Origin of the sequence: Pedococcus sp. NPDC057267, assembly GCF_042668795.1 — a bacterium.
Classification (GTDB): domain Bacteria; phylum Actinomycetota; class Actinomycetes; order Actinomycetales; family Dermatophilaceae; genus Pedococcus.
In genome coordinates, this window is the sequence record NZ_JBHUYG010000068.1 from 1 (window position 1) to 22,933 (window position 22,933).

The 22,933-nt window shown below is 71.2% G+C and carries 20 protein-coding genes; 13 read left to right on the top strand and 7 right to left on the bottom strand.

Features of this window, described 5'->3' with window-relative positions:
• The first annotated feature begins 96 nt into the window (after window positions 1-96).
• Window positions 97-768 (top strand): response regulator, encoded by a 672-nt coding sequence (locus tag ACFUC1_RS14315; protein WP_379120875.1) that lies wholly within the window; start codon window positions 97-99, stop codon window positions 766-768.
• A gap of 60 nt (window positions 769-828) precedes the next feature.
• Here the strand turns inward: ACFUC1_RS14315 and ACFUC1_RS14320 are convergent, their stop codons facing one another.
• Together ACFUC1_RS14320 and ACFUC1_RS14325 are read right to left on the bottom strand one after the other, a co-directional pair.
• The gene (locus ACFUC1_RS14320; protein ID WP_379120877.1) at window positions 829-1,527 is read right to left on the bottom strand and encodes a maleylpyruvate isomerase family mycothiol-dependent enzyme; all 699 of its coding nucleotides are present in this window, start codon (window positions 1,525-1,527) and stop codon (window positions 829-831) included.
• Between the two features lie 9 nt (window positions 1,528-1,536).
• Window positions 1,537-3,516, bottom strand: a complete 1,980-nt coding sequence (locus tag ACFUC1_RS14325) for a glycoside hydrolase family 15 protein (RefSeq protein WP_379120879.1) — start codon at window positions 3,514-3,516, stop codon at window positions 1,537-1,539.
• An 85-nt stretch (window positions 3,517-3,601) separates the two neighbouring features.
• Between ACFUC1_RS14325 and uvrA the strand changes: the two genes are divergently transcribed.
• Window positions 3,602-6,694 (top strand): excinuclease ABC subunit UvrA, encoded by a 3,093-nt coding sequence (gene uvrA / locus ACFUC1_RS14330; RefSeq protein ID WP_379120881.1) that lies wholly within the window; start codon window positions 3,602-3,604, stop codon window positions 6,692-6,694.
• Between the two features lie 151 nt (window positions 6,695-6,845).
• On the opposite strand, the gene ACFUC1_RS14335 is transcribed toward uvrA, so the two are convergent.
• The 5 genes from ACFUC1_RS14335 to ACFUC1_RS14355 form a co-directional block, all read right to left on the bottom strand.
• On the bottom strand, window positions 6,846-7,565 hold the full coding sequence (locus tag ACFUC1_RS14335) for an ABC transporter ATP-binding protein (RefSeq protein ID WP_379120908.1): 720 nt from the start codon (window positions 7,563-7,565) through the stop codon (window positions 6,846-6,848).
• Entirely contained in the window at window positions 7,555-8,496 is a 942-nt protein-coding gene (locus tag ACFUC1_RS14340; protein ID WP_379120883.1) for an ABC transporter ATP-binding protein, read from the bottom strand. Before ACFUC1_RS14340 ends, ACFUC1_RS14335 begins: the two co-directional genes overlap by 11 nt.
• Window positions 8,489-9,625: a branched-chain amino acid ABC transporter permease gene (locus tag ACFUC1_RS14345; protein ID WP_379120885.1), complete on the bottom strand. Its 1,137-nt coding sequence runs from the start codon at window positions 9,623-9,625 to the stop codon at window positions 8,489-8,491. The genes ACFUC1_RS14340 and ACFUC1_RS14345 overlap by 8 nt, the downstream gene beginning before the upstream one ends.
• The gene (locus tag ACFUC1_RS14350; protein WP_379120887.1) at window positions 9,622-10,608 is read right to left on the bottom strand and encodes a branched-chain amino acid ABC transporter permease; all 987 of its coding nucleotides are present in this window, start codon (window positions 10,606-10,608) and stop codon (window positions 9,622-9,624) included. Before ACFUC1_RS14350 ends, ACFUC1_RS14345 begins: the two co-directional genes overlap by 4 nt.
• A 138-nt stretch (window positions 10,609-10,746) precedes the next feature.
• Window positions 10,747-11,889, bottom strand: a complete 1,143-nt coding sequence (locus tag ACFUC1_RS14355) for a branched-chain amino acid ABC transporter substrate-binding protein (protein WP_379120889.1) — start codon at window positions 11,887-11,889, stop codon at window positions 10,747-10,749.
• Between the two features lie 287 nt (window positions 11,890-12,176).
• Here ACFUC1_RS14355 and ACFUC1_RS14360 point away from each other — a divergent pair, with 287 nt between their 5' ends.
• The 11 genes from ACFUC1_RS14360 to ACFUC1_RS14410 all read left to right on the top strand — a co-directional run bounded on the left by ACFUC1_RS14360 (window position 12,177) and on the right by ACFUC1_RS14410 (window position 22,877).
• Entirely contained in the window at window positions 12,177-12,629 is a 453-nt protein-coding gene (locus ACFUC1_RS14360; protein WP_379120891.1) for a Rieske (2Fe-2S) protein, read from the top strand.
• 88 nt (window positions 12,630-12,717) lie between these two features.
• The gene (uvrC, locus tag ACFUC1_RS14365; RefSeq protein WP_379120893.1) at window positions 12,718-14,697 is read left to right on the top strand and encodes an excinuclease ABC subunit UvrC; all 1,980 of its coding nucleotides are present in this window, start codon (window positions 12,718-12,720) and stop codon (window positions 14,695-14,697) included.
• 149 nt (window positions 14,698-14,846) lie between these two features.
• Entirely contained in the window at window positions 14,847-15,716 is an 870-nt protein-coding gene (rapZ, locus tag ACFUC1_RS14370; protein ID WP_379120910.1) for an RNase adapter RapZ, read from the top strand.
• A 31-nt stretch (window positions 15,717-15,747) separates the two neighbouring features.
• The gene (locus tag ACFUC1_RS14375; RefSeq protein WP_379120895.1) at window positions 15,748-16,809 is read left to right on the top strand and encodes a 2-phospho-L-lactate transferase CofD family protein; all 1,062 of its coding nucleotides are present in this window, start codon (window positions 15,748-15,750) and stop codon (window positions 16,807-16,809) included.
• 22 nt (window positions 16,810-16,831) lie between these two features.
• On the top strand, window positions 16,832-17,812 hold the full coding sequence (whiA, locus tag ACFUC1_RS14380) for a DNA-binding protein WhiA (protein ID WP_379120897.1): 981 nt from the start codon (window positions 16,832-16,834) through the stop codon (window positions 17,810-17,812).
• Between the two features lie 2 nt (window positions 17,813-17,814).
• Complete coding sequence (locus tag ACFUC1_RS14385) at window positions 17,815-18,981, top strand: nucleotide sugar dehydrogenase (RefSeq protein ID WP_379120899.1); 1,167 nt, start codon at window positions 17,815-17,817, stop codon at window positions 18,979-18,981.
• 130 nt (window positions 18,982-19,111) lie between these two features.
• Window positions 19,112-20,116: a type I glyceraldehyde-3-phosphate dehydrogenase gene (gap, locus tag ACFUC1_RS14390; RefSeq protein WP_379120901.1), complete on the top strand. Its 1,005-nt coding sequence runs from the start codon at window positions 19,112-19,114 to the stop codon at window positions 20,114-20,116.
• 38 nt (window positions 20,117-20,154) lie between these two features.
• Window positions 20,155-21,378, top strand: coding sequence for a phosphoglycerate kinase (locus ACFUC1_RS14395; protein WP_379120903.1), 1,224 nt, complete (start codon window positions 20,155-20,157; stop codon window positions 21,376-21,378).
• Window positions 21,378-22,187 carry a triose-phosphate isomerase gene (gene tpiA, locus ACFUC1_RS14400; protein WP_379120905.1) on the top strand — a complete coding sequence of 270 codons (810 nt, stop codon included), beginning with the start codon at window positions 21,378-21,380 and terminating at the stop codon, window positions 22,185-22,187. The genes ACFUC1_RS14395 and tpiA overlap by 1 nt, the downstream gene beginning before the upstream one ends.
• Window positions 22,188-22,262: 75 nt before the next feature.
• Entirely contained in the window at window positions 22,263-22,508 is a 246-nt protein-coding gene (secG, locus tag ACFUC1_RS14405; protein ID WP_310157196.1) for a preprotein translocase subunit SecG, read from the top strand.
• An 18-nt stretch (window positions 22,509-22,526) separates the two neighbouring features.
• Window positions 22,527-22,877 carry an RNA polymerase-binding protein RbpA gene (locus ACFUC1_RS14410; RefSeq protein WP_316009085.1) on the top strand — a complete coding sequence of 117 codons (351 nt, stop codon included), beginning with the start codon at window positions 22,527-22,529 and terminating at the stop codon, window positions 22,875-22,877.
• Window positions 22,878-22,933 lie beyond the last annotated feature (56 nt).

The window sequence follows — 22,933 nt, forward strand, 5'->3', positions numbered from 1 at the left end:
CGTCTGCGGTGCAGACGGACCGTCACCCTTTTGACGTAGCACGCCCTCCAGCACGGGTCGGTTACCGCGTGGGGCCCCGACCGGCAGCCTGTGCGCATGTCGTCGCCGATCCGCGTCGTCCTCGTGGACGACCACGAGGTGTTCGTCGACGCCCTGGCCCTGTGTCTGGGTGACCACCCGGACCTGGTGGTCACGGGCGCCGCGACGAGCCTCGACCATGCCATGCGCCTCGTCGACGACGTCGACTTCGACGTCCTGGTCCTCGACCTGAACCTGGCGGGGGAGGACGGCCTCGAGCTGGCCCGGCACGTCCTGCGCGCCCGCCCGCGCGCGGGGATCCTCGTCGCGACCGGCGCGGACTCCGACTCCCGGGTGGTCGAGGCGGTGCAGCTGGGGGTCCGCGGCTGGTTGCCCAAGACGGTCACGGCGATCGCGCTCGCGGACGCCATCCGGGGGGTGGCGCGGGGGGAGACCTGCATCCCGGCCGACCTGCTCGCCCAGGTGCTCGTGGGCATGTCGCGCGGCACCCAGCCGCAGCTCGAGAACGTGCAGGGGATCACGGACCTGACCTCACGCGAGCTCGAGGTGCTCTCGTGCCTCGTCGAGGGCCTGACCCGCACCGAGATCGGGGACCTGCTGCACGTGTCGCCCAACACCGTGCGCACCCACGTGCAGAGCATCCTGCACAAGCTCAAGGTGCACTCGGCGCTGGCGGCCGTGGCCATCGCCCGACGCGCCGGCATCACCGGGACCCGGCTCACCGCCTGACGTGTCGGCGCGCGGCCGAGGTCCGGCCGAGGTCCGGCCGTCCGGCCGTGGGGTCGGCAGCTAGGAGCCGCGGGGGAGCTCCAGCAGGTGCTCGGAGCGCACGCCGCTGGGGTCGCGCCGGGCGAGCCAGAGCAGGAGTCCCGCCAGCGGACCGGTCACCTCCGCGGCATCCGTTGCGTCCTGCCCGCCCAGCCCCCACGTGTCGCCCTCGTCGGAGCGCAGCGACAGGACGAGGTCGGGCGCGGCAGCGCGCAGCCGGGTGACCGCGTCGTCGACGAACCGGCGCGCGAGGTCCGGCTCCAGATCGGCGAAGGTGAAGCCTGCGGCGAGGTCGACGTGGTGGAAGACCACCTCGCGCAGCCGCAGCAGCGGCAGCAGGTCCGGCGACACGGCGAGGCCGCCTCGCATCTCCACCTGCTCGACGGCCCGGGGCGCGGTCGCGAGCCGTTCCAGCACCGGGGCCAGCGCCTCGGCCGTGCTGCGGACGTCCTCGACCAGGTCGTCCAGCGGTCGTCCTGCGCCCGCCTCGATCTCCGCGTCGCGGGCCCGCGTGCCGCCGGGGTACATGTCCCGCCGTTCGCCGTCCATCGCCCACTGCGCCAGCCGGTCGATCGCCTCGGCGTTGCGGGCCACGTGGGTCAGGACGTGCCCGCGGGTCCACCCGTCGCAGAGCGAGTCCGCAGCCGGGTCGTCCAGCGTGCGGGCGGTGGCGAGGAGGCGGTCGGTGTGGGCGGCCAGGGCGGCCAGCTGGGACTCCATGCCCGAAGGCTAGGAGCCCGAGCGCTCCGGCGCACGGTCCGCCCCGTCTGCGTCACCGTTTCGCAGCGCCGGCTCCGGCGTGACGGGGTCCGACGCCGCCGTCCCCTCGGACGCGGTGGTCCCGCCCGGCGACGCGACACTCCCATTGGCCGGGGTCTGCGCCGGGGGCTCGCCGGGTGCGCCCTTCGCCGCTCCCGTCCTCGTGGCCGCCGCCAGCGCGTGTGCGGCCCCGATGAACGCCAGGTGCGAGAACGCCTGCGGGAAGTTGCCCACCATGCGGCCGTTCGCCGGGTCGTACTCCTCCGAGACCAGCCCGACGTCGTTGAAGAGCGTCACGAGGCGGTCCATGAGGGCGGTGGCCTTGTCGACCTGGCCGCTCACGGCATACGCGCTCACGAGCCACCACGAGCACGCCAGGAACGGGTGCTCGTCCCCGGCGAGGCCGTCGACGCCGCTCTGGGTGCGGTAGCGCAGCAGGAAGCCGTCGCGCATGAGGTCCTGCTCCACGGCTGCGATGGTGCCGAGCACGCGCGGGTCGTCCGGCGGGAGGAACCCGACGAGCGGGATGAGCAGGAGGGAGGCGTCGACCTCCCGGGTGTCGTAGTGCTGGGTGAACGTGCCCCTGTCGGCGTCGTACCCCTTCGCGAGGATCTCCTCGCGCACCCGGTCGCGCAGCTCGCGCCACCGGTCGACGGGTCCCTCGAGACCCCACTCCTCGACCCCGCGCACGGCCCTGTCCAGCGCGGCCCAGACCATGACCCGCGAGTGGGTGAAGTGCCGCCGCGGTCCGCGGATCTCCCAGAGCCCGTTGTCGGGGGCGTCCCAGTGGCGCGCCAGCTCGTCGACGAGGACCCGCTGCATCGCCCACGCCTGGGGCAGCACCTCCAGGCCCCTGCGACGGGCCTCGTCGAGTGCGATCATCACCTCGCCGAGCACGTCGGACTGCCGCTGCTCGACCGCGCCGTTGCCCACGCGCACCGGCACGGAGCCGGCATACCCGGGCAGGTGCTCCAGCGTGCGCTCGGGCAGCCGTCGGGCGCCGTCGACGGCATACATGATCTGCAGGTCCTCGGGGTCGCCGGCGACGGCGCGCACGAGCCAGTTGCGCCACAGGCGCGCCTCGTCGACGTACCCGGAGGCGAGAAGCGCCTCGAGCGTGAGGGAGGCGTCGCGCAGCCAGCAGTACCGGTAGTCCCAGTTCCGCTCGCCGCCGAAGTCCTCCGGGAGGCTGGTCGTGGGCGCGGCCACGATGCCGCCGAACCGCGAGTGGGTGAGGGCCCGGAGGGTGAGGAGCGACCGGACCACCAGGTCGCGGTGCGGTCCCTCGTAGTCGCAGCGCGACGCCCAGTGGGTGGAGACCCGGATGGTCTCCTCTGTGCGGCTGTCGATGTCGATCGGCGGCGGCACCGGCTCGTACGACGGGAACCACGTCGTGGAGAACGTGTGCGTCTCCCCGGCGCGGACCTCGAACTCGTCGACGTGCCGCCCGTCGTGGGCGGACGGGAGCCGGGTGCCACGCAGCACCAGCATGTCGGGGCCGGCGACCGCCCGGATGACGTCGCTGTCGAGGCGGTGCCCGGTGCCGCGCGACACCCACGGACGCACCTGGCCGTACTCGAACCGGACCACCCACTCGTGCCGCATGGCCACGACGCCGTGCAGCCCCTCGACGCTGCGCACGATGTCCGCGCGCCCGTCGCCGATCGGCATGAGGTCGGTCACCTTCACCGCGCCGGTGGCGGTCTCGTGCACGGTCTCGAGCACGAACGAGTGGTCGAGGTAGCGACGGGTGCTGCGGGCCTCGTCCCTCGGCCCCAGCAGCCACCGGCCGTGCTCGGGCGTGCCCAGGAGCGCCGCGAAGCAGGCAGGGGAGTCGAACCGGGGCAGGCAGAGCCAGTCGATCGAGCCCTGCCGGCTCACGAGCGCCGCGGTCTCCGTGTCGCCGAGCAGCGCGTACTCCTCGATGGGCGTGCTCTCGTGGCCGGGCATGCGGCGACTGTATGCCGGGTCCCGGCGGGCCCGCACGCGGGCGCGCGGAGGGCTCCGACGGGCGATGTCGGTGGCCCCACCTACGATGGACACCGTGACTTCCGCCCTGCCCGCACGCCGTCCGACGCACGACCAGCTCATCGTCCGCGGGGCCCGCGAGCACAACCTCCGCGACGTCTCGATCGAGCTTCCGCGCGACTCGATGATCGTGTTCACCGGCCTCTCGGGCTCCGGCAAGTCCTCGCTGGCGTTCGACACCATCTTCGCCGAGGGCCAGCGGCGGTACGTCGAGTCCCTCTCCGCCTACGCCCGCCAGTTCCTCGGCCAGATGGACAAGCCGGACGTCGACTTCATCGAGGGCCTGTCGCCGGCCGTGTCGATCGACCAGAAGTCGACGAACCGCAACCCGCGCTCGACCGTCGGCACCATCACCGAGGTCTACGACTACCTCCGCCTGCTCTTCGCCCGCGCGGGGCGCCCGCACTGCCCCGTCTGCGGCGAGCCCATCACCCGGCAGAGCCCGCAGCAGATCGTCGACCGGCTGCTCGAGCTGCCCGAGCGCACGCGCTTCCAGGTCCTCGCGCCGGTGGTCCGGGCGCGCAAGGGCGAGTACGTCGACCTGTTCGCCGAGCTGCAGACCAAGGGCTTCTCCCGCGCCCGGGTCGACGGCGAGGTCGTCTCGCTCACGGAGCCGCCGAAGCTGGAGAAGCAGGTCAAGCACACGATCGACGTCGTCGTCGACCGCCTCGTGGCCAAGGGCGACGACGCGGGGTCCAAGCGCCGCCTCACCGACTCGGTCGAGACGGCCCTGTCCCTCGCGGGTGGTGTCATGGTGGTGGAGTTCGTCGACCGCGACGCCGACGACCCGGAGCGCGAGCGCCGCTTCTCCGAGAAGATGGCCTGCCCCAACGACCACCCGCTGGCGATGGACGAGGTCGAGCCGCGCTCGTTCTCGTTCAACAGCCCGTTCGGCGCCTGCCCCAAGTGCACCGGGCTCGGCACCGAGCTCGAGGTCGACCCCGAGCTGCTCGTGCCCGACGAGGACCTCTCCCTGGCCGAGGGCGCGATCGCCCCATGGGCCCAGGGGAGCGGGTCGGCCGAGTACTTCCAGCGCGTCATGACCGCGCTGGCCGAGGACCTCAAGTTCTCGATGGACACCCCGTGGCACGCCCTGCCGGCCCGCGCCAAGGAGGCGCTGCTGCACGGGCAGAACTACAAGGTGCACGTCCGCTACCGCAACCGCTACGGCCGCGAGCGCTCGTACACGACCGGCTTCGAGGGCGTCGTGCCGTTCGTCCGCCGCCGCCACTCCGAGACGGACTCGGAGTGGAGCCGCGAGCGCTACGAGGGGTACATGCGCGAGGTCCCCTGCCCCGAGTGCAAGGGCGCGCGCCTCAAGCCCGAGTCGCTGGCGGTCCTGCTCGGCGGCCAGTCGATCTCGGCGGTCTGCGCGATGGCGATCGCCGACTGCGCGACCTTCCTCAAGGAGGTCGACTTCAGCCCGCGCGAGCGGCAGATCGCCGAGCGCGTCATCAAGGAGATCGAGGCGCGCCTCGGCTTCCTGCTCGACGTCGGCCTCGACTACCTCTCGCTCGACCGGCCGGCCGGCACCCTGTCCGGTGGCGAGGCACAGCGCATCCGGCTCGCGACGCAGATCGGGTCCGGCCTCGTCGGCGTGCTCTACGTCCTGGACGAGCCGAGCATCGGCCTGCACCAGCGCGACAACCACCGGCTCATCGAGACCCTGACGCGGCTGCGCGACCTGGGCAACACGCTCATCGTGGTCGAGCACGACGAGGACACCATCGCCACCGCTGACTGGGTCGTCGACATCGGCCCGGGCGCGGGGGAGCACGGCGGTGTCGTCGTGCACTCCGGCACCGTCAAGGGCCTGCTCGAGCACCCCGACTCGGTCACGGGCAAGTACCTGTCCGGCCGGCTCGAGATCCCCACGCCGTCGGTGCGCCGCCCGCGCGAGAAGGGCCGCGAGGTCAAGGTCGTCGGGGCGCGCGAGCACAACCTCAAGGGCGTCGACGTGTCGTTCCCGCTGGGGACCCTCACCGCGGTCACCGGCGTGTCCGGCTCCGGCAAGTCGACCATGGTCAACGACATCCTCTACAACGTGCTGGCCAACAAGCTCAACGGGGCCCGCCACGTCCCCGGCCGGCACAAGACGGTCACCGGCCTGCAGCACCTCGACAAGGTGGTGCACGTCGACCAGAGCCCGATCGGCCGCACGCCGCGGTCCAACCCGGCGACGTACACCGGGGTGTTCGACGCGATCCGCAAGCTGTTCGCCACGACGACCGAGGCCAAGATCCGCGGCTACCAGCCCGGCCGGTTCTCGTTCAACGTCAAGGGGGGCCGCTGCGACGCCTGCTCCGGGGACGGCACGATCAAGATCGAGATGAACTTCCTGCCGGACGTCTACGTCCCGTGCGAGGTCTGCCACGGTGCCCGGTACAACCGGGAGACCCTCGAGGTGCACTTCAAGGGCAAGACGATCGCCGACGTCCTCGACATGCCGATCGAGGAGGCCGCGGAGTTCTTCGCCGCCGTGCCGGCCATCGCGCGGCACATGAAGACGCTCAACGACGTCGGCCTCGGGTACGTCCGGCTCGGCCAGCCCGCGCCCACCCTCTCCGGCGGTGAGGCGCAGCGCGTCAAGCTCGCGTCGGAGCTGCAGAAGCGGTCGACCGGCCGGACCATCTACGTCCTCGACGAGCCGACGACGGGTCTGCACTTCGAGGACATCCGCAAGCTGCTGCTCGTGCTCCAGGGCCTGGTCGACAAGGGCAACACGGTCATCGTCATCGAGCACAACCTCGACGTGATCAAGAACGCCGACTGGATCATCGACATGGGTCCCGAGGGCGGCAGCGGCGGTGGCCTGGTCATCGCCGAGGGCACGCCCGAGGAGGTCGCGCAGGTCGAGGCGAGCCACACCGGCCGGTTCCTCGCCCCGGTGCTCGCCAAGAGCGCCCGCACCCCGACCCGGGCGACCGGCAGCCGGGCGACGAAGAAGACCGCGGCCGCCTCCGCCGCGACGAAGCGCACGGCGACCCGGGCGACCGCGAGCACGACGAAGGCTGCCGCGCGGACGACCACGACGAAGCCGGCCACGATGACGAAGAAGGCGGCCACGACGAAGAAGAAGGCCCCCCGCACTCCCGGCTGATTCCCCACTTGTTGCCACGTCGTGGTCACTACGAGGGGTCCTGAGTGCTTTCGTGACCACCACATGGCAACAAGTGGGGTTGGGCAGGGCATGCCGAACGGCCCCGGAGGGAATCCCTCCGGGGCCGTTCGTCGTGCTCGCTCGCGTGGGGCTAGACGTCGCCGCCGAGGTACGCGGCCTTGACGGCCGGGTCGTTGGCGAGCTCCTCGCCGGTGCCCTCGCGGACGATCTCCCCGGTCTCCAGGATGTAGGCGCGGTGCGCCCGCTTGAGCGCCTGGGCGGCGTTCTGCTCCACGAGCAGCACCGTCGTGCCCTGCTTGTTGATCTCCGTGATGATCTCGAAGATCTGCTGGATGAGCTTGGGCGCCAGCCCCATGGACGGCTCGTCGAGCAGCAGCAGCTTGGGCGAGGCCATGAGCGCGCGCCCGATGGCCAGCATCTGCTGCTCGCCACCGGACATCGTGCCCGCGACCTGCGTCCGGCGCTCCGCCAGCCGGGGGAAGAGCCCGAAGACCCGGTCGAGGTCCTCGCGGACCTTGCCCGACTTGCGGTCCTTGCGCGCGTAGGCGCCCATGTCGAGGTTCTCGGTGACCGTCATGCCGACGAAGCAGCCGCGACCCTCGGGGGACTGGGCAATCCCCAGGACCGGCCGGTCGTGCGCCGGCATGGACGTGATGTCCTGGCCCTCGAAGCGGATCGAGCCGGCCCGGACGGGGCGCAGGCCCGACACCGTCTTCATCGTCGTCGTCTTGCCCGCCCCGTTGGCCCCGATGAGGGTGACGACCTCACCCTCCTCGACCCGGAACGAGATGTTGCGGATCGCCTCGATGCGGCCGTAGTTGACGCAGAGGTCGTCGACCTCAAGAAGCATTCTCATCCACTCCCAGGTAGGCGGCGATGACCGCGGGGTTGTCCTGGATCTCTGCCGGCTTGCCCTCGGCGATTTTCTTGCCGAACTCGAGCACGACGATCCGGTCGGTGACGCCCATGACGAGCTTCATGTCGTGCTCGATGAGCAGGACGGTGTAGCCCTGGTCGCGGATCGACTGGATGAGCTCCATGAGCCGGGCCTTCTCGGCCGGGTTGAAGCCGGCCGCGGGCTCGTCGAGGCACAGCAGCTTGGGGTTGGTCGCCAGCGCCCGCGCGATCTCGAGCCGGCGCTGGTCGCCGTAGGGGAGGTTCCGGGCGAGCTCGTCGGCACGCTTCTCCAGGCCCATGAACTTGAGCAGCTCGTAGGCGCGGTCCATGCCCTCGGCCTCCTCCGCCTTGTGCTTGGGCAGGCGGAGCAGGGCCGTCCCCATGCCGGTGGAGTGGTGCGCATCGGCACCGACGAGCACGTTCTCCAGCGCGGTCATGTTGTGGAAGAGGCGGATGTTCTGGAACGTGCGCGCGATGCCCAGCTTGGTGATCTGGAACTTCTTGCGCCGCCCGAGCGGCTCGCCCAGGAAGCGGACGTTCCCCGAGGTGGGCTGGTAGACGCCGGTCATCACGTTGAAGCACGTCGTCTTGCCGGCGCCGTTGGGGCCGATCAGCCCGAGGATCTCCCCGGTGTTGATGTGGAACGAGACACCGTCGAGGGCGGTGACGCCGCCGAAGCGCAGCGTGACGTCGTCGACCTCGAGCATCTTGCCCGCGGGGGTGTGCTGCACCTCGTCGACGGAGATGTCGACAGAGGTGTCGGGCGTCGCCTCCGTGTCGGGCCCGAGCACCGTGTCGTCGTCCACCCGGGGGCCCTTGGCGGGCTCGGGGGTGGCGGACGCCTGCGGGTCGGGGGTGGCGGCAGAGGGGGTGGTGTCAGACACGAGCGACTCCTTCCGCGTCGATCCGGTCGGGGGCGACCTCGTCGGCGTGTTTCGCGCGGACCGAGCGCCGTGGGGGCAGGAGCCCCTGCGGCCGGAAGATCGCCAGGGCCATCAGCGCGATGCCGAAGAGCAGGAAGCGGGCGTCGGACAGGAACCGGAACTTCTCGGGGGCCCACGTCAGCAGCGCGGCCGCGACGACGACGCCCCACCGGTTGCCCTGCCCGCCGACGACGACCATGGCGACGAACAGCACCGAGTAGAGGATGGTGAAGTTGTCGGGGTTGATGAACTGCTGCTTGGTGGCGAAGAGGGCCCCGGACAGGCCACCGATCGCGGCACCGGTGGCGAACGCCAGCAGCTTGAACTTGAACGTCGGCACGCCCATGAGCTCGGCGGCGTCCTCGTCCTCGCGGGTGGCCTCCCAGGCCCGGCCGACGCGCGAGTTCTGCATCCGCCAGTCGAGGAAGAGCACGATGATCACGAAGGTCAGGGCCAGCCAGTAGTAGGGCACCGAGTCGGTGACGCTGAACTCGAACGCCTTGCTCGTGTCGTCGAGGTTGAGCGTCGCGACGAGGCCGTTCCACTCCAGGTGGGGGACGGAGAACAGGACCACGCTCGGGGGCGTCGGGATGTTCGAGATCCCTCGGCTGCCGTTGGTGAGGGCGTCGCCGTTGACCAGGATCAACCGGACGATCTCACCGAAGCCGAGCGTCACGATGGCCAGGTAGTCACCGCGGACGCGCAGGGTGGGCGCACCCAGGACGATGCCGGACACGAGCGTCACGAGCATCGCGGCCGGGATGCACAGCAGCAACGGCAGCTTGCCGTGCTGCGAGCCCAGGACGCCCACGGTGTAGGCGCCGATCGCGAAGAAGCCGATGTACCCGAGGTCGAGCAGGCCGGCATACCCGATCACGATGTTGAGCCCGATCGCCACGAGCGCGTACAGCGCACACAGGAAGAGCACCGCACCGAAGTCGGAGTCCTGGGTCGTGATGAACGGCGGGTTCAGGACGGGGAGCAGGTAGATGACCACGACCAGGGCGAGGACCAGGACGATGCGGGCCCAGCGGGGGAGCGCCCGGTAGCGGGAGGCGACACCGGAGAAGAAGCTGCGGACACCGTTCATGCGCGTGCCTTTCCGAGGGACTCACCGAGCAGGCCGGTGGGTCGGAACAGCAGGATGACGACGAGGAGCGTGAACGACACGACATCCTTCCAGTTGGACCCGAAGATCGCGGAGCCGTAGCTCTCGGCCACACCGAGGACGAAGCCACCGAGGAGGGCGCCCCGCAGGTTGCCGATGCCGCCGAGGACCGCCGCCGTGAACGCCTTGACGCCCAGCAGGAAGCCGGCGTTGTACCGGGTCTGGCCGACCTTGATGAGGTACATCATCGCCGCGGCGCCGGCCATGGCGCCGCCGAGGACGAAGGTGAGCCGGATGACACGGTCCCGGTTCACGCCCATGAGCGCGGCGGCCTCGGGGTCCTGCGCGACGGCACGGATGCCGCGGCCGAGCCGGGAGCGCTTCACGAACTGGTCGAGCACGACCATCATGACGATGGCCGAGCCGAGGACGATGAGGTCCTTGTTGGAGACCTGGTAGTCACCGATCCTGAACAGCCGGACGGTGTTGATCTGCAGCGGGAAGGGGGAGGCCTCACGGGGGCGTCCCACGTAGTCGCCCAGCTTCACGTCCAGGCCCATGGCCTTGAACGGCTTGTCACGCAGGCCCATCGCCTCGGAGAGGGTGTACGAGGCGCCGATGGCGGAGATGAGCGCGATGAGCGGCGGGGAGTTGCGCTTGCGCAGCGGCCGGTATGCCACGAACTCCAGCGCGAGGGCGACGAGGGCGGAGACGAGCATCGCGGCCAGGAAGCCCACGATGAGGTAGCCGACCAGGCCTGCACCGGTGGCCTTGCCGCCGCCGATGGCGAGCAGGACCCACACCGCGGCGAAGCTGCCCCACATGAAGACCTCGGAGTGCGCGAAGTTGATCAGGCGCAGGACGCCGTAGACCAGCGTGTACCCGAGGGCGATGAGGGCGTAGATGGCCCCGAAGGCCAGTCCCGTGATCGTGAGTTCCCAGAAGTGGTTGAGCAGAAGATCCATCAGACCTCCGTGTGAGGGGGGACCTGCACGGGTCGGCGCCCGAGGGGTGACGGCCGGCCCGGTCCCGGCGTCCGGGTGGGAACACGGTAGCGGCCAGGACCCTGACTGAGGAGGGTCCTGGCCGCTACCAGTGCGTCGTTACTTGATTTCCTGGTCGGGCACGATCTTGCCGCCGGTCACCTTGTAGGCCCACACGGAGACCTCGGCCGGCTCGCCCTTGGAGTCGAACTTGACCTTCTTGGTCACGCCCTGCTTGTCGTAGGAGGCGATGAAGGAGTTCATGTCCGAGGAGGACGTCTTGCCGGCAGCGATGGCGTCGAGGAAGACGTTCGCCGCGTCGTAGGCCTCGGCCGAGTACGTGGCCGGGTCGGAGTTGTAGGCCTTCTTGTAGGCCGCCGCGAAGTCGGGCGCCTTGTCGGGCGGCAGGCACGGGCAGGTGAGGATGGAGCCCTCGGCCGCCTGGCCGGCACCCTTGATGAAGCCGTCGTCCTTGACGCCGTCAGCCGCGACGAACGTGCCGGTGAAGCCACCGTCCTTGAGCTGCTTGACCAGCTTCGAGGCGTTCGAGTAGTAGCCGCCGTAGAAGAACGCGGTCGCGCCAGACGCCTTGGCCTTGGTCACGGTCGGGGAGAAGTCGTCCTGCTTGCCGTCGGCAGCGGTCTCGTCCGTGCCCACGACCAGCGAGCCGAGGTCCTTCTTGACGATGTCCGCGAGGCCCTTGCCGTACTCGGAGGTGTCGTCGGAGACGAAGACCTTCTGGGCCTTGAGGATGTCCTTCATGTACTTGGCGGCCGCCGGGCCCTGGGTGGCGTCGTTGCCGAGGATGCGGTGGAAGGTCTTCCAGCCGTTCTCCGCGAGCGCCGGGTTGGTGGCGGAGGCCGTGATGATGTTGAGGCCGGCCTTGTCGAAGATCGGGTCGGCGGCCTTGGACTCACCCGAGAACGCCGGGCCGACGATGCCCACGAGCTTCTTGTCGGTGACGGCCTTCTGCGCCAGCCCGGGCGCGATGGCCGGGTCACCCTGGGAGTCGAAGGAGACGAGGGTGACCTTGCAGCTCGAGTGCTTCTCGTTGTACTGGTTGACGGCGAGCTCGGCACCGTTCTTGATGTTGATGCCGAGGTTGGCCGCGTCACCGGTCAGGGCGCCGAAGAAGCCGATCTTGAGGTCACAGGCCTTGCCGCCGCCGGCGGAACCGCTGCCGCCACCGCTCGTGCCACCACAGGCACTCAGGGCGAGCGCGGCGGCAACCACCGGCGCGCCGATCTTGAAGACAGAACGCAAGACTCCTCCTGAAGTCAATCGTGCTCGCGGGCACGTAGGGGCAACCCGCGCGAGCCCCGGGGGTGGGGTTTGAGGAGACTATGCCTCCCCATGTGCTGCCGGGGGGAGGTGCTTGGGGTCAGCGTGACCGTGTCGTTACCAGGCCGCGTCCCCGCGCGGTGAACCGACGACGGCCCCCGCACGTTTCCCACCGTGTCGGCAACTCCCGCACCGGGCGGCTCCCAGACGCCACCTGCATACTCGGCCACCGAGGCACACCCCGAGCCCAGCTCCCGAAAGGCGAACCCATGACCCACCCCGAAGACCACAGCGCCACCGGTCCCACGCGTCGCACCCTCCTGGCCATCGCGGGCATCGCCGGCGTCGGGGTGGTCGCCGGCTGCAGCTCGGGCCAGGACGTGGGGAGCGCGGTCGACTCGGCCACGAGCTCGGCGAAGGAGGCCGTCAAGCAGGCGATCGACAAGGCGACGATCCCGGTCGGGGGCGGCAAGATCTTCCCGGACCAGAAGGTCGTCGTGACCCAGCCCAAGGCGGGGGAGTTCAAGGCGTTCACCGCTGTCTGCACCCACCAGGGCTGCATCGTCAGCAAGGTCGAGAACGGCGTGATCACCTGCGGGTCCCCGTGCGGTCACGGCAGCGAGTACGACGCCGCCACCGGCCAGGTCAAGGTCGGTCCCGCCCCGAGCCCGCTGGCCGAGAAGAAGGTCACCATCAGCACGGACGGCATCACCGTCAGCTGAGGCGACCGCGTCGTCCGGCGGGTCACCCGCGTCGTCGGGGGGTCGACCGCGTCGTCGGGCCGTCGGACCGCGTCCATAGAGTGGGGTCGTGGCTGACCCGTCGACCTACCGCCCCGCGCCCGGCGAGATCCCGGTCGACCCGGGCGTCTACCGGTTCCGGGACCGCACCGGCCGGGTCATCTACGTCGGCAAGGCCAAGTCGCTGCGGCCGCGGCTGTCCTCGTACTTCCAGGACCTGGCCCAGCTGCACCCGCGCACGCAGACGATGGTCACGACGGCGACCAGCGTCGAGTGGACCGTGGTGTCCACCGAGGTCGAGGCCCTCCAGCTCGAGTACTCGTGGATCAAGGAGTTCGACCCGCGGTTCAACGTCAAGTACCGCGACGACAAGTCCTACCCGTACCTCGCGGTGACCCTGGGTGAGGAGTACCCGCGTGCGCAGGTCATGCGGGGCGCGAAGCGCAAGGGCACCCGCTACTTCGGGCCGTACGCCCACGCGTGGGCGATCCGCGAGACGCTCGACCTGCTGCTGCGGGTCTTCCCGGTGCGCACCTGCTCCTCGGGCGTGTTCAAGCGCGCCGGCCAGGTCGGCCGTCCCTGCCTCCTCGGGTACATCGACAAGTGCTCGGCCCCCTGCGTGGGCCGGGTGAGCGCGCAGGAGCACCGGGCGATCGCCGAGGACTTCTGCGACTTCATGGGCGGCGACACCACCCGGTTCGTCAAGCGGCTCGAGCGCGAGATGGCGGCCGCGTCGCGCGAGCTCGAGTTCGAGCAGGCGGCCCGGCTGCGCGACGACCTCGTGGCGCTGGGCAAGGCCCTCGAGAAGTCCGCGGTCGTGCTCGGGGACGGCACGGACGCCGACGTCTTCGCGCTGGCCGAGGACGGCCTCGAGGTGGCCGTGCAGGTGTTCCACGTGCGGGGCGGACGCATCCGCGGCCAGCGTGGCTGGGTGGCCGAGATGGATGCCGAGTCCGTGCCCGAGGTCGTGGGGCACCTGCTGCAGCAGGTGTACGGCGGCGAGACCGGCGAGGGCGTCCCCCGCGAGGTCCTCGTCCCCGTCCTGCCCGAGGACGACGACGCCGTCGCCGAGTGGCTGGGGGCGCTGCGCGGGTCGGGGGTGCAGCTGCGGGTCCCGCAGCGCGGCGACAAGCGCACCCTGCTCGAGACCGTGCGCCGCAACGCCGAGCAGTCCCTGGCCCGGCACAAGCTCGCGCGCGCCGGGGACCTCACGGCCCGCAGCCAGGCGCTGCAGGAGCTGCAGGAGACGCTCGAGCTCGCTGATGCGCCCCTGCGGATCGAGTGCTTCGACATCAGCCACATCCAGGGCTCGCAGGTCGTGGGCTCGATGGTCGTCTTCGAGGACGGCCTGGCCCGCAAGTCCGAGTACCGCCGGTTCGTCATCCGTGGCGAGCAGGTGGACGACACGGCGGCCATGGACGAGGTGCTGACCCGGCGGTTCCAGCGCTACCTCGAGGAGCGCGACAGCGCCTCCGACGTCGAGCTCGGCCCCGACAGCGACAGCGGGCCCGAGCGGATCGACCCCGACACGGGACGTCCCAAGAAGTTCGCCTACCCGCCCAACCTCGTGGTGGTCGACGGCGGCCTCCCGCAGGTCAACGCCGCCCGGGCCGCCCTGGACCGGCTCGGGATCGACGACGTCGCGGTGGTGGGCCTGGCCAAGCGGCTCGAGGAGGTCTGGGTGCCGGGGCAGGAGTACCCCGTGATCCTGCCGCGCACCAGCGAGGGCCTCTACCTGCTCCAGCGGGTCCGCGACGAGGCGCACCGCTTCGCCATCACGTTCCACCGCCAGCGGCGCTCCAAGGCGATGACCGCGAGCGCGCTCGACGGCATACCGGGGCTGGGGGAGTCGCGGCGCAAGGGGCTGCTGCGGCACTTCGGCTCCGTGAAGAAGGTCCGGGCCGCCTCGGTCGAGGAGCTCCAGGCGGTTTCGGGCATCGGGCCTGCGCTGGCGGCCACGATTGCGGCAGAGTTGTCCTCGGAGGGGTCGCCCGTGCCCGCGGTGAACCTCATGACCGGTGAGATCGTCGACGACGAGGGGCAGCAGTGAGCACTGGCGCGCAGGACGCCCAGCCCGAGCAGCACGCCCAGGACGAGCCGTCCACCGAGCCCGAGCAGGCCGCCGAGGGCGCGCTGCCCGCCGAGGCGGAGCGGCAGGCACCCGAGCACCCCGAGGGACCCGGTGACGCTGCTCCCGGCCTGCGCCAGGGTGAGCTCGTCATCCTGACCGGCATGTCCGGGGCGGGCCGCTCCACGGCGGCCAACGTGCTCGAGGACTCCGGCTGGTACGTCATCGACAACCTGCCGCCGCACCTCCTGGTGTCCCTGGTGGAGCTCACCCACGGGACGCCGCGACCTGCCGACCTGCCGCGCCTGGCCGCCGTCGTCGACGTCCGCGCCCGCGGCTTCTTCGCCCACCTGCAGACCGCCATGAACGAGCTGGCCGACCGCGGCTGGAAGCCCAGCCTGGTCTTCCTCGACGCGACGGACGAGGCGCTGGTGCGCCGGTTCGAGTCGGTCCGCCGGCCACACCCGCTGCAGGGGGAGGGACGGCTGCTCGACGGGATCACCCGCGAGCGGGAGATGCTGGCCGACCTGCGCGCCCGCGCCGACGTCGTCATCGACACCTCCGGCCTGAACGTCCACCAGCTCGCCAAGAAGGTCCACCCGGTCTTCTCGTCCGAGCGCGGGCCCAGGCTGCGGATCGCCCTGATGTCGTTCGGGTTCAAGTACGGCGTGCCGCTCGACGCGGACTTCGTCTTCGACATGCGGTTCCTGCCGAACCCGTTCTGGATCCCCGAGCTGCGGCCGTTCACGGGTCAGGACCAGCCGGTCGCGGAGTACGTCATGCGCCAGCCCGGGGCCGAGGAGTTCATCGACCGGGTGGTCGACCTGATGGTGCCCGTCACGGCCGGGTACCTGCGTGAGGGCCGGCGCTACGTCACCCTCGCCGTGGGGTGCACGGGCGGCAAGCACCGCTCCGTCGCGACGGCCGAGGCGCTGCGCCATCGGCTGTCGAGCGACGACATCGCCACGTTCGTCGTCCACCGGGACCTGGGGCAGGAGTGAGCCCGGTGGCGGACCGCACGGAGGGAGCGGCATGAGCGGGCCCGCCGTCGTCGCGCTCGGCGGGGGACACGGGCTGGCGGCGTCGCTCGAGGCGCTCAAGCTCGTCACCGACGACATCACCGCCGTCGTGACCGTCGCGGACAACGGCGGCTCGTCCGGGCGGCTCCGTGAGGAGTTCGGCGTGCTGCCGCCCGGTGACCTGCGGATGGCGGTCACGGCGCTGTGCGACGACACCGAGTGGGGCCACATCTGGCGCGACGTGCTGCAGCACCGGTTCCAGGGCACGGGCCCGCTGGCCGGACACGCCCTGGGCAACCTGCTCATCACCGCCCTCTGGGACCTGCACGACGACCCGGTGACCGGCCTGGACCTGGTCGGCCGGCTGCTCAACGCCCGGGGCCGGGTCCTGCCGATGGCCGCGGTCCCCCTGGAGATCACCGCGCAGGTGGCCGGGCTGGAGACGGTGGCGGACCCGGTCGGCGCGACCGGCACGACCGTCTCGGCCGTCTCGGCCGGCGCAGAGGCTGCCGGCGGCGACGGCACACGCACCGACGGCACGGAACCCGGCGCCGCGACGGCCACCGAGGTCGTCACGACGGTCCGCGGCCAGGTGGCGGTGGCCCGCACGCGCGGCACCGTGCGCAGCATCGCCCTCGAGCCGGCCGACCCGCCGGCGGCTCCGGCAACGGTGGAGGCCGTCCTCGACGCCGACTGGGTGATCCTCGGCCCGGGGTCGTGGTTCACCTCGGTGATGCCGCACCTCATGGTGCCCGCCCTGCGCGAGGCCCTCCACGACACGACCGCGCGGCGCTGCCTGACCCTCAACCTCGAGCACTCGGGCGAGACGGCCGGGATCTCGGCCGCCGGGCAGCTCGAGGTCCTGGCCGACCACGCCCCGCGGATGCGGTTCGACGTCGTCCTCGCCGACCCCGGTGCGGTCGACGACGAGGAGGGCCTGCGCGCGACGGCCGGCCGGCTCGGGGCCGAGCTCGTGCTCGCCCCGGTCGCCCGGCGCGGGGCTCCCGGCCAGCATGACTCGCTGCGCCTCGCCGCGGCGTATCGTGACCTCTTCGGCTCCCGGGGCACGGCATGAACGAGATGGGCAGGATGAGCGGATGGCGATGACGGCACGCGTCAAGGACGAACTCAGCAGGCTGGACGTGACCAAGCCCTGCTGCCGCAAGTCCGAGGTGGCTGCCACGCTCCGCTTCGCCGGTGGGCTGCACATCGTGGGCGGACGCATCGTGGTCGAGGCCGAGCTGGACACGGCGAATGCCGCCCGGCGGCTGCGCAAGAGCATCACCGACCTGTACGGCCACCCGTCCGAGGTGCTGGTGCTCGCGGCGAGCGGGATCCGCAAGGGCAGCCGGTACGTCGTGCGCGTCGTGCAGGACGGGGAGGCGCTCGCCCGCCAGACCGGCCTCATCGACTCGCGCGGTCGCCCCGTGCGCGGCCTGCCGCCCAAGGTCGTCAGCGCGTCCTCCTGCGACGCCGAGGCCGCCTGGCGGGGCGCGTTCCTCGCCCACGGGTCCCTCACCGAACCGGGCCGGTCCTCCGCCCTCGAGGTCACCTGCCCGGGCCCGGAGGCGGCGCTCGCCCTGGTCGGTGCGGCCCGTCGCCTCGGCATCAGTGCAAAGGCCCGTGAGGTGCGTGGTGTGGACCGGGTCGTCATCCGCGACGGTGACGCGATCGGCGCCATGCTGACCCGGCTGGGCGCGCACGAGGCCGTCCTCGCCTGGGAGGAGCGCCGGATGCGGCGCGAGGTCCGCGCCACCGCGAACCGGCTCGCCAACTTCGACGACGCCAACCTGCGGCGCTCGGCCCGCGCGGCCGTCGCCGCCGGGGCACGCGTCCAGCGGGCCATGGAGATCCTCGGCGAGGACATCCCCGACCACCTGCGCGAGGCGGGCCAGCTGCGCCTGGAGCACAAGCAGGCCTCGCTCGAGGAGCTCGGGCAGCTCGCCCAGCCGCCGATGACCAAGGACGCCGTGGCCGGCCGCATCCGCCGCCTGCTCGCCATGGCCGACAAGCGCGCCGAGGACCTCGGCATCCCGGGGACGGACGCCAACCTGACCCCCGACATGCTCGAGGCCTGAGCGTGCGGGTCACCGTCGTCGGGACCGGCTACGTCGGCCTGTCCATCGCCGTGCTGCTGGCCGGGTCGCACGACGTCGTCGCCCTCGACATCGACGAGGCGCGGGTCGAGCGGCTGCGTGGGGGCCACAGCCCGATCGCCGACCCCGACATCGAGCGCCGCCTCGAGCGCGGGGGCATGCGGCTGTCGTTCACGACGGTGCCGGAGGAGGCGTATGCCGGCGCCGAGTTCGTGGTCGTGGCGACCCCGACCGACTACGACCCGGTCACGAACTACTTCGACACCTCGACCGTCGAGCAGGTGGCGTCCGACGCCGCCCGGCTCAACCCCGACGCCACCGTCGTCGTGAAGTCGACCGTGCCGGTGGGCTTCACCCGGTCGCTGGCGGCCCGGCTGGGGACGTCCGTCGTCTTCAGCCCGGAGTTCCTGCGCGAGGGCAAGGCCCTCTGGGACAGCCTGCACCCGAGCCGGATCGTGGTCGGCGACCGTGGGGAGCGGGGCAAGGCCTTCGCGGAGCTGCTGCGCAGCGCCGCCGACGAGCCCGAGGTGCCGGTGCTGCTCACCGACAGCACCGAGGCCGAGGCGATCAAGCTGTTCGCCAACACCTACCTCGCGATGCGCGTCGCCTTCTTCAACGAGCTCGACACCTTCGCCCTGACCCACGGCCTCGACACCCGCCAGATCATCGACGGCGTCGGTCTCGACCCGCGGATCGGCCCCGGGTACAACAACCCGTCCTTCGGCTACGGCGGCTACTGCCTGCCCAAGGACACCAAGCAGCTGCTGGCCAACTACCAGGACGTGCCGCAGAGCCTCATCGAGGCGATCGTGTCGGCGAACACCACCCGCAAGGACTTCATCGCCACCGACATCCTTCGCCGCAACCCCTCGGTCGTCGGCATCCACCGGCTCATCATGAAGTCCGGGTCGGACAACTTCCGGTCGAGCAGCGTGCAGGGGGTCATGAAGCGGATCAAGGCCAAGGGCGTCTCGGTCGTGGTCTACGAGCCGGCCCTCACGGCCGACACGTTCTTCGGCTCGCGGGTGGTTCGCGACCTCGCCGAGTTCACCGAGCTGTCCGACGTCGTCGTTGCGAACCGCATGGTGCCCGAGCTCGAGCACGTGGCCGACAAGGTGTACACGCGCGACCTCTTCGGCGGGGACGCCTGAGCACCCCGGGTTACCAGCCCGTACGCCGGACCACCCTGTCCGGTGCAGGGGCCAGCCGATAGGGTCGGGAGCGAAGCAAGCGTGCCGCGACCACGCGGCACTCGAACCCCTCTCGAAAGGGCAGGAACCCGTGACCGTTCGCGTTGGTATCAACGGCTTCGGCCGCATCGGCCGCAACTTCTACCGCGCCGTGCAGGCCTCCGGCGCCGACATCGAGGTCGTCGCCGTCAACGACCTCACCGACAACGCCACCCTGGCGCACCTGCTCAAGTACGACTCGATCCTGGGTCGCTTCGTTGGCGACGTGACGTCGACCGACGCCGACATCACCGCCGGTGGCAAGACGTTCAAGGTGTTCGCCGAGCGCGACCCGAACAACCTCAAGTGGGGCGAGCTGGGCGCCGACGTCGTCATCGAGTCGACCGGCATCTTCACCGACGCCACCAAGGCCAAGGTCCACCTCGACAACGGCGCCAAGAAGGTCATCATCTCCGCGCCGGCGAAGAACGAGGACGTCACGATCGTGCTCGGCGTCAACGACTCCGACTACGACGCCGACAACCACCACATCATCTCGAACGCGTCGTGCACCACGAACTGCCTCGGCCCCATGGCCAAGGCGCTCAACGACTCCGTGGGCATCGTCAAGGGCCTCATGACGACCATCCACGCGTACACCCAGGACCAGAACCTCCAGGACGGCCCGCACAAGGACCTGCGTCGCGCCCGCGCCGCGGCCCTGAACATCGTGCCGACCTCGACAGGAGCCGCCAAGGCCATCGGCCTGGTGCTGCCCGAGCTCAAGGGCAAGCTCGACGGCTTCGCCCTGCGCGTGCCGATCGCGACCGGCTCGGCCACCGACCTCACCTTCGAGGCGTCGCGCGAGGTGACGGCCGAGGAGGTCAACGCCGCGGTCAAGGCCGCCGCCGAGGGCCCGCTCAAGGGCATCCTGCGCTACACCGAGGACGAGATCGTCTCCAAGGACATCGAGACCGACCCGGCGTCGTGCATCTTCGACGCGGGCCTCACCAAGGTGATCGGCAACCAGGTCAAGGTCGTCGGCTGGTACGACAACGAGTGGGGCTACTCCAACCGCCTCGCCGACCTGACCGTGCTGGTCGGCTCCAAGCTCTGACCGACCGGTCCCACCCCACCGATACGGAGCTGGTCCGAATGCGTTCCATCGCCGACCTGGGCGACCTGCGCGGCAAGCGCGTGCTGGTCCGGTCCGACCTCAACGTGCCCCTCGACGGGAGCACGATCACCGACGACGGTCGCATCCGGGCCTCGGTCCCGACCATCACGGCCCTGTCCGGGGCGGGCGCACGCGTCGTCGTGTGCGCCCACCTCGGGCGGCCCAAGGGCGCGCCCGAGGACCGCTACTCGCTGCGCCCCGTGGCGGACCGTCTCGGCGAGCTGCTGGGCCGCGACGTCACCTTCGCCACCGACACGGTGGGGGAGAGTGCCCGGGCGGCGGTCGACGCTGCGCAGGACGGCGACGTCGTGCTCCTGGAGAACCTGCGGTTCAACCCGGGCGAGACCGCGAAGACCGACGAGGAGCGGGCCGAGTTCGCGCGCTCCCTGGCCGGGCTGGCGGACGCGTACGTCTCCGACGGCTTCGGCGTCGTGCACCGCAAGCAGGCGTCCGTCTACGACGTCGCCCGGCTCCTGCCGGCCGCCGTCGGCGGGCTCGTCGAGACCGAGGTCGGCGTGCTGCGCCGGCTCACCGAGGACCCCGAGCGCCCGTATGCCGTGGTGCTGGGCGGTGCGAAGGTGTCGGACAAGCTGGGCGTCATCGACAACCTGCTCCAGACCGCCGACCGGCTGCTCATCGGTGGCGGCATGGTCTTCACGTTCCTCAAGGCGCAGGACTACGAGGTCGGCACCTCGCTGCTCGAGGCCGACCAGGTCGAGACGGTCAAGGGCTACCTCGACCAGGCCAGGGAGCGCGGCGTCGAGATCGTCCTGCCGGTCGACGTCGTGGCCGCCACCGCGTTCTCCGCCGACGCCGACCACGAGGTCGTGCCGGCCGGGGCCATCCCCGCCGACCGCATGGGCCTGGACATCGGCCCCGAGTCCGGGGTCCTGTTCGCGGAGAAGCTCAAGGACTGCCGCACCGTGTTCTGGAACGGCCCCATGGGCGCGTTCGAGATGGAGCCGTATGCCGCGGGCACCGCCGCCGTGGCCGAGGCCCTCGTCGGGCTCACCCGGGACGGTGCGCTCACCGTCGTCGGTGGCGGCGACTCCGCCGCGGCCGTCCGCCAGCTCGGGTTCTCCGACGACCAGTTCGGCCACATCTCCACCGGTGGCGGCGCGAGCCTGGAGTACCTCGAGGGCAAGGAGCTCCCGGGGCTGACGGTCCTGGACGAGCAGGAGACGCAGGAGGACGCCGGCTGATGGCCGCGAAGACACCGGCCGGTCGCACGCCGCTCATGGCGGGCAACTGGAAGATGAACCTCGACCACCTCCAGGCGACGCACCTCGTGCAGAAGCTGGACTGGACCCTGCGCGACGGCAAGCACGACTTCGGTGCCGTCGAGGTGGCGGTCCTGCCGCCGTTCACCGACATCCGCTCGGTCCAGACGCTCATCGACGGCGACCGGCTCGACCTGCGCCACGGCGCCCAGGACCTGTCCCAGCACGACAGCGGCGCCTACACCGGCGAGGTGTCGGGCGCCTTCCTCGCCAAGCTCGGCTGCACCTACGTCGTCGTCGGGCACAGCGAGCGCCGCGAGTACCACCAGGAGACCGACGAGGTGGTGGCCGCCAAGGTGAAGGCCGCCTTCCGGCACGGGCTGACGCCCATCTTCTGCGTCGGGGAGCCCCTCGAGGTGCGCCAGGCCGGCGAGCACGTCGCGCACGTGCTCGCGCAGGTCGAGGCGGGCCTCGCGGACGTTCCGGCGGACAAGGCGCGGACGGTCGTCGTGGCGTACGAGCCGGTCTGGGCGATCGGCACCGGTGAGGTGGCCACGCCGCAGGACGCGCAGGAGGTCTGCGCGGCCATCCGGACCAAGCTCGCCGAGCTGTACTCCGGCGACCTGGCCGACGGCGTGCGGATCCTCTACGGCGGTTCGGTCAAGGCCGGGAACGTCGCTGCGATCATGGCCCAGGAGGACGTCGACGGTGCGCTGGTCGGGGGTGCCTCGACCGACCCGGCCGAGTTCGCCTCGATCTGCCGCTACCGGGACCACATGGCGACTGCGTGACCCTCGAGCAGGTATCCTGACCGCTGCTGCCGAAACGGCAGCAGGTACTGACGTCGACTCGAAGATGGGTGCTCCGTGGAAGCCGTGCGCATCGGCCTGCAGGTCCTGCTGGTCCTCGGGGGTCTGTTCCTGACCCTCCTGATCCTCCTGCACAAGGGCAAGGGCGGCGGCCTGTCGGACATGTTCGGTGGCGGCATGTCCACCTCCCTCGGCTCCTCCTCGGTCGCCGAGCGCAACCTCGACCGCTTCACGATCGCCGTCGGCATCGTGTGGTTCGCGTGCATCGTGGGCCTCGGTCTCATCGAACGCTTCTCCAGCTGACCCGGAAGGACACGACCCATGGCAGGTGGCAACGCAATCCGCGGCAGCCGTGTCGGCGCCGGCCCGATGGGCGAGGCCGAGCGCGGCGAGGCCGCCCCTCGCGTCTTCGTCTCGTACTGGTGCGCCAACGGCCACCAGACCCGGCCGAGCTTCGCCGAGGAGCCGGGCCTCGCGGTCCCCGAGACCTGGGACTGCCCGCGCTGCGGGTTCCCGGCCGGCCAGGACGAGGCGAACCCGCCCGCCCCGCCGAAGGTGGAGCCGTACAAGACGCACCTCGCGTACGTGAAGGAGCGGCGCTCGGACGCCGACGGCAAGGCCATCCTCGAGGAGGCCCTCGCCACGCTGCGTGACCGCAAGCTGATCCAGTAGCGGGTCGCCGCCAGGAGCGGCACCTCGCGTCGACGGCGCCCCCGGGACCACGGTCC

Excerpts from the sequence above, each read along its gene's own strand:
- ACFUC1_RS14315 (WP_379120875.1), top strand. The coding sequence starts at position 97 with ATGTCGTCGCCGATCCGCGTCGTCCTCGTGGACGACCACGAGGTGTTC.
- ACFUC1_RS14320 (WP_379120877.1), bottom strand. The coding sequence starts at position 1,527 with ATGGAGTCCCAGCTGGCCGCCCTGGCCGCCCACACCGACCGCCTCCTC.
- ACFUC1_RS14325 (WP_379120879.1), bottom strand. The coding sequence starts at position 3,516 with ATGCCCGGCCACGAGAGCACGCCCATCGAGGAGTACGCGCTGCTCGGC.
- uvrA (WP_379120881.1), top strand. The coding sequence starts at position 3,602 with ATGGACACCGTGACTTCCGCCCTGCCCGCACGCCGTCCGACGCACGAC.
- ACFUC1_RS14335 (WP_379120908.1), bottom strand. The coding sequence starts at position 7,565 with ATGCTTCTTGAGGTCGACGACCTCTGCGTCAACTACGGCCGCATCGAG.
- ACFUC1_RS14345 (WP_379120885.1), bottom strand. The coding sequence starts at position 9,625 with ATGAACGGTGTCCGCAGCTTCTTCTCCGGTGTCGCCTCCCGCTACCGG.
- ACFUC1_RS14350 (WP_379120887.1), bottom strand. The coding sequence starts at position 10,608 with ATGGATCTTCTGCTCAACCACTTCTGGGAACTCACGATCACGGGACTG.
- ACFUC1_RS14360 (WP_379120891.1), top strand. The coding sequence starts at position 12,177 with ATGACCCACCCCGAAGACCACAGCGCCACCGGTCCCACGCGTCGCACC.
- ACFUC1_RS14375 (WP_379120895.1), top strand. The coding sequence starts at position 15,748 with ATGAGCGGGCCCGCCGTCGTCGCGCTCGGCGGGGGACACGGGCTGGCG.
- whiA (WP_379120897.1), top strand. The coding sequence starts at position 16,832 with ATGGCGATGACGGCACGCGTCAAGGACGAACTCAGCAGGCTGGACGTG.
- ACFUC1_RS14395 (WP_379120903.1), top strand. The coding sequence starts at position 20,155 with ATGCGTTCCATCGCCGACCTGGGCGACCTGCGCGGCAAGCGCGTGCTG.
- tpiA (WP_379120905.1), top strand. The coding sequence starts at position 21,378 with ATGGCCGCGAAGACACCGGCCGGTCGCACGCCGCTCATGGCGGGCAAC.
- ACFUC1_RS14410 (WP_316009085.1), top strand. The coding sequence starts at position 22,527 with ATGGCAGGTGGCAACGCAATCCGCGGCAGCCGTGTCGGCGCCGGCCCG.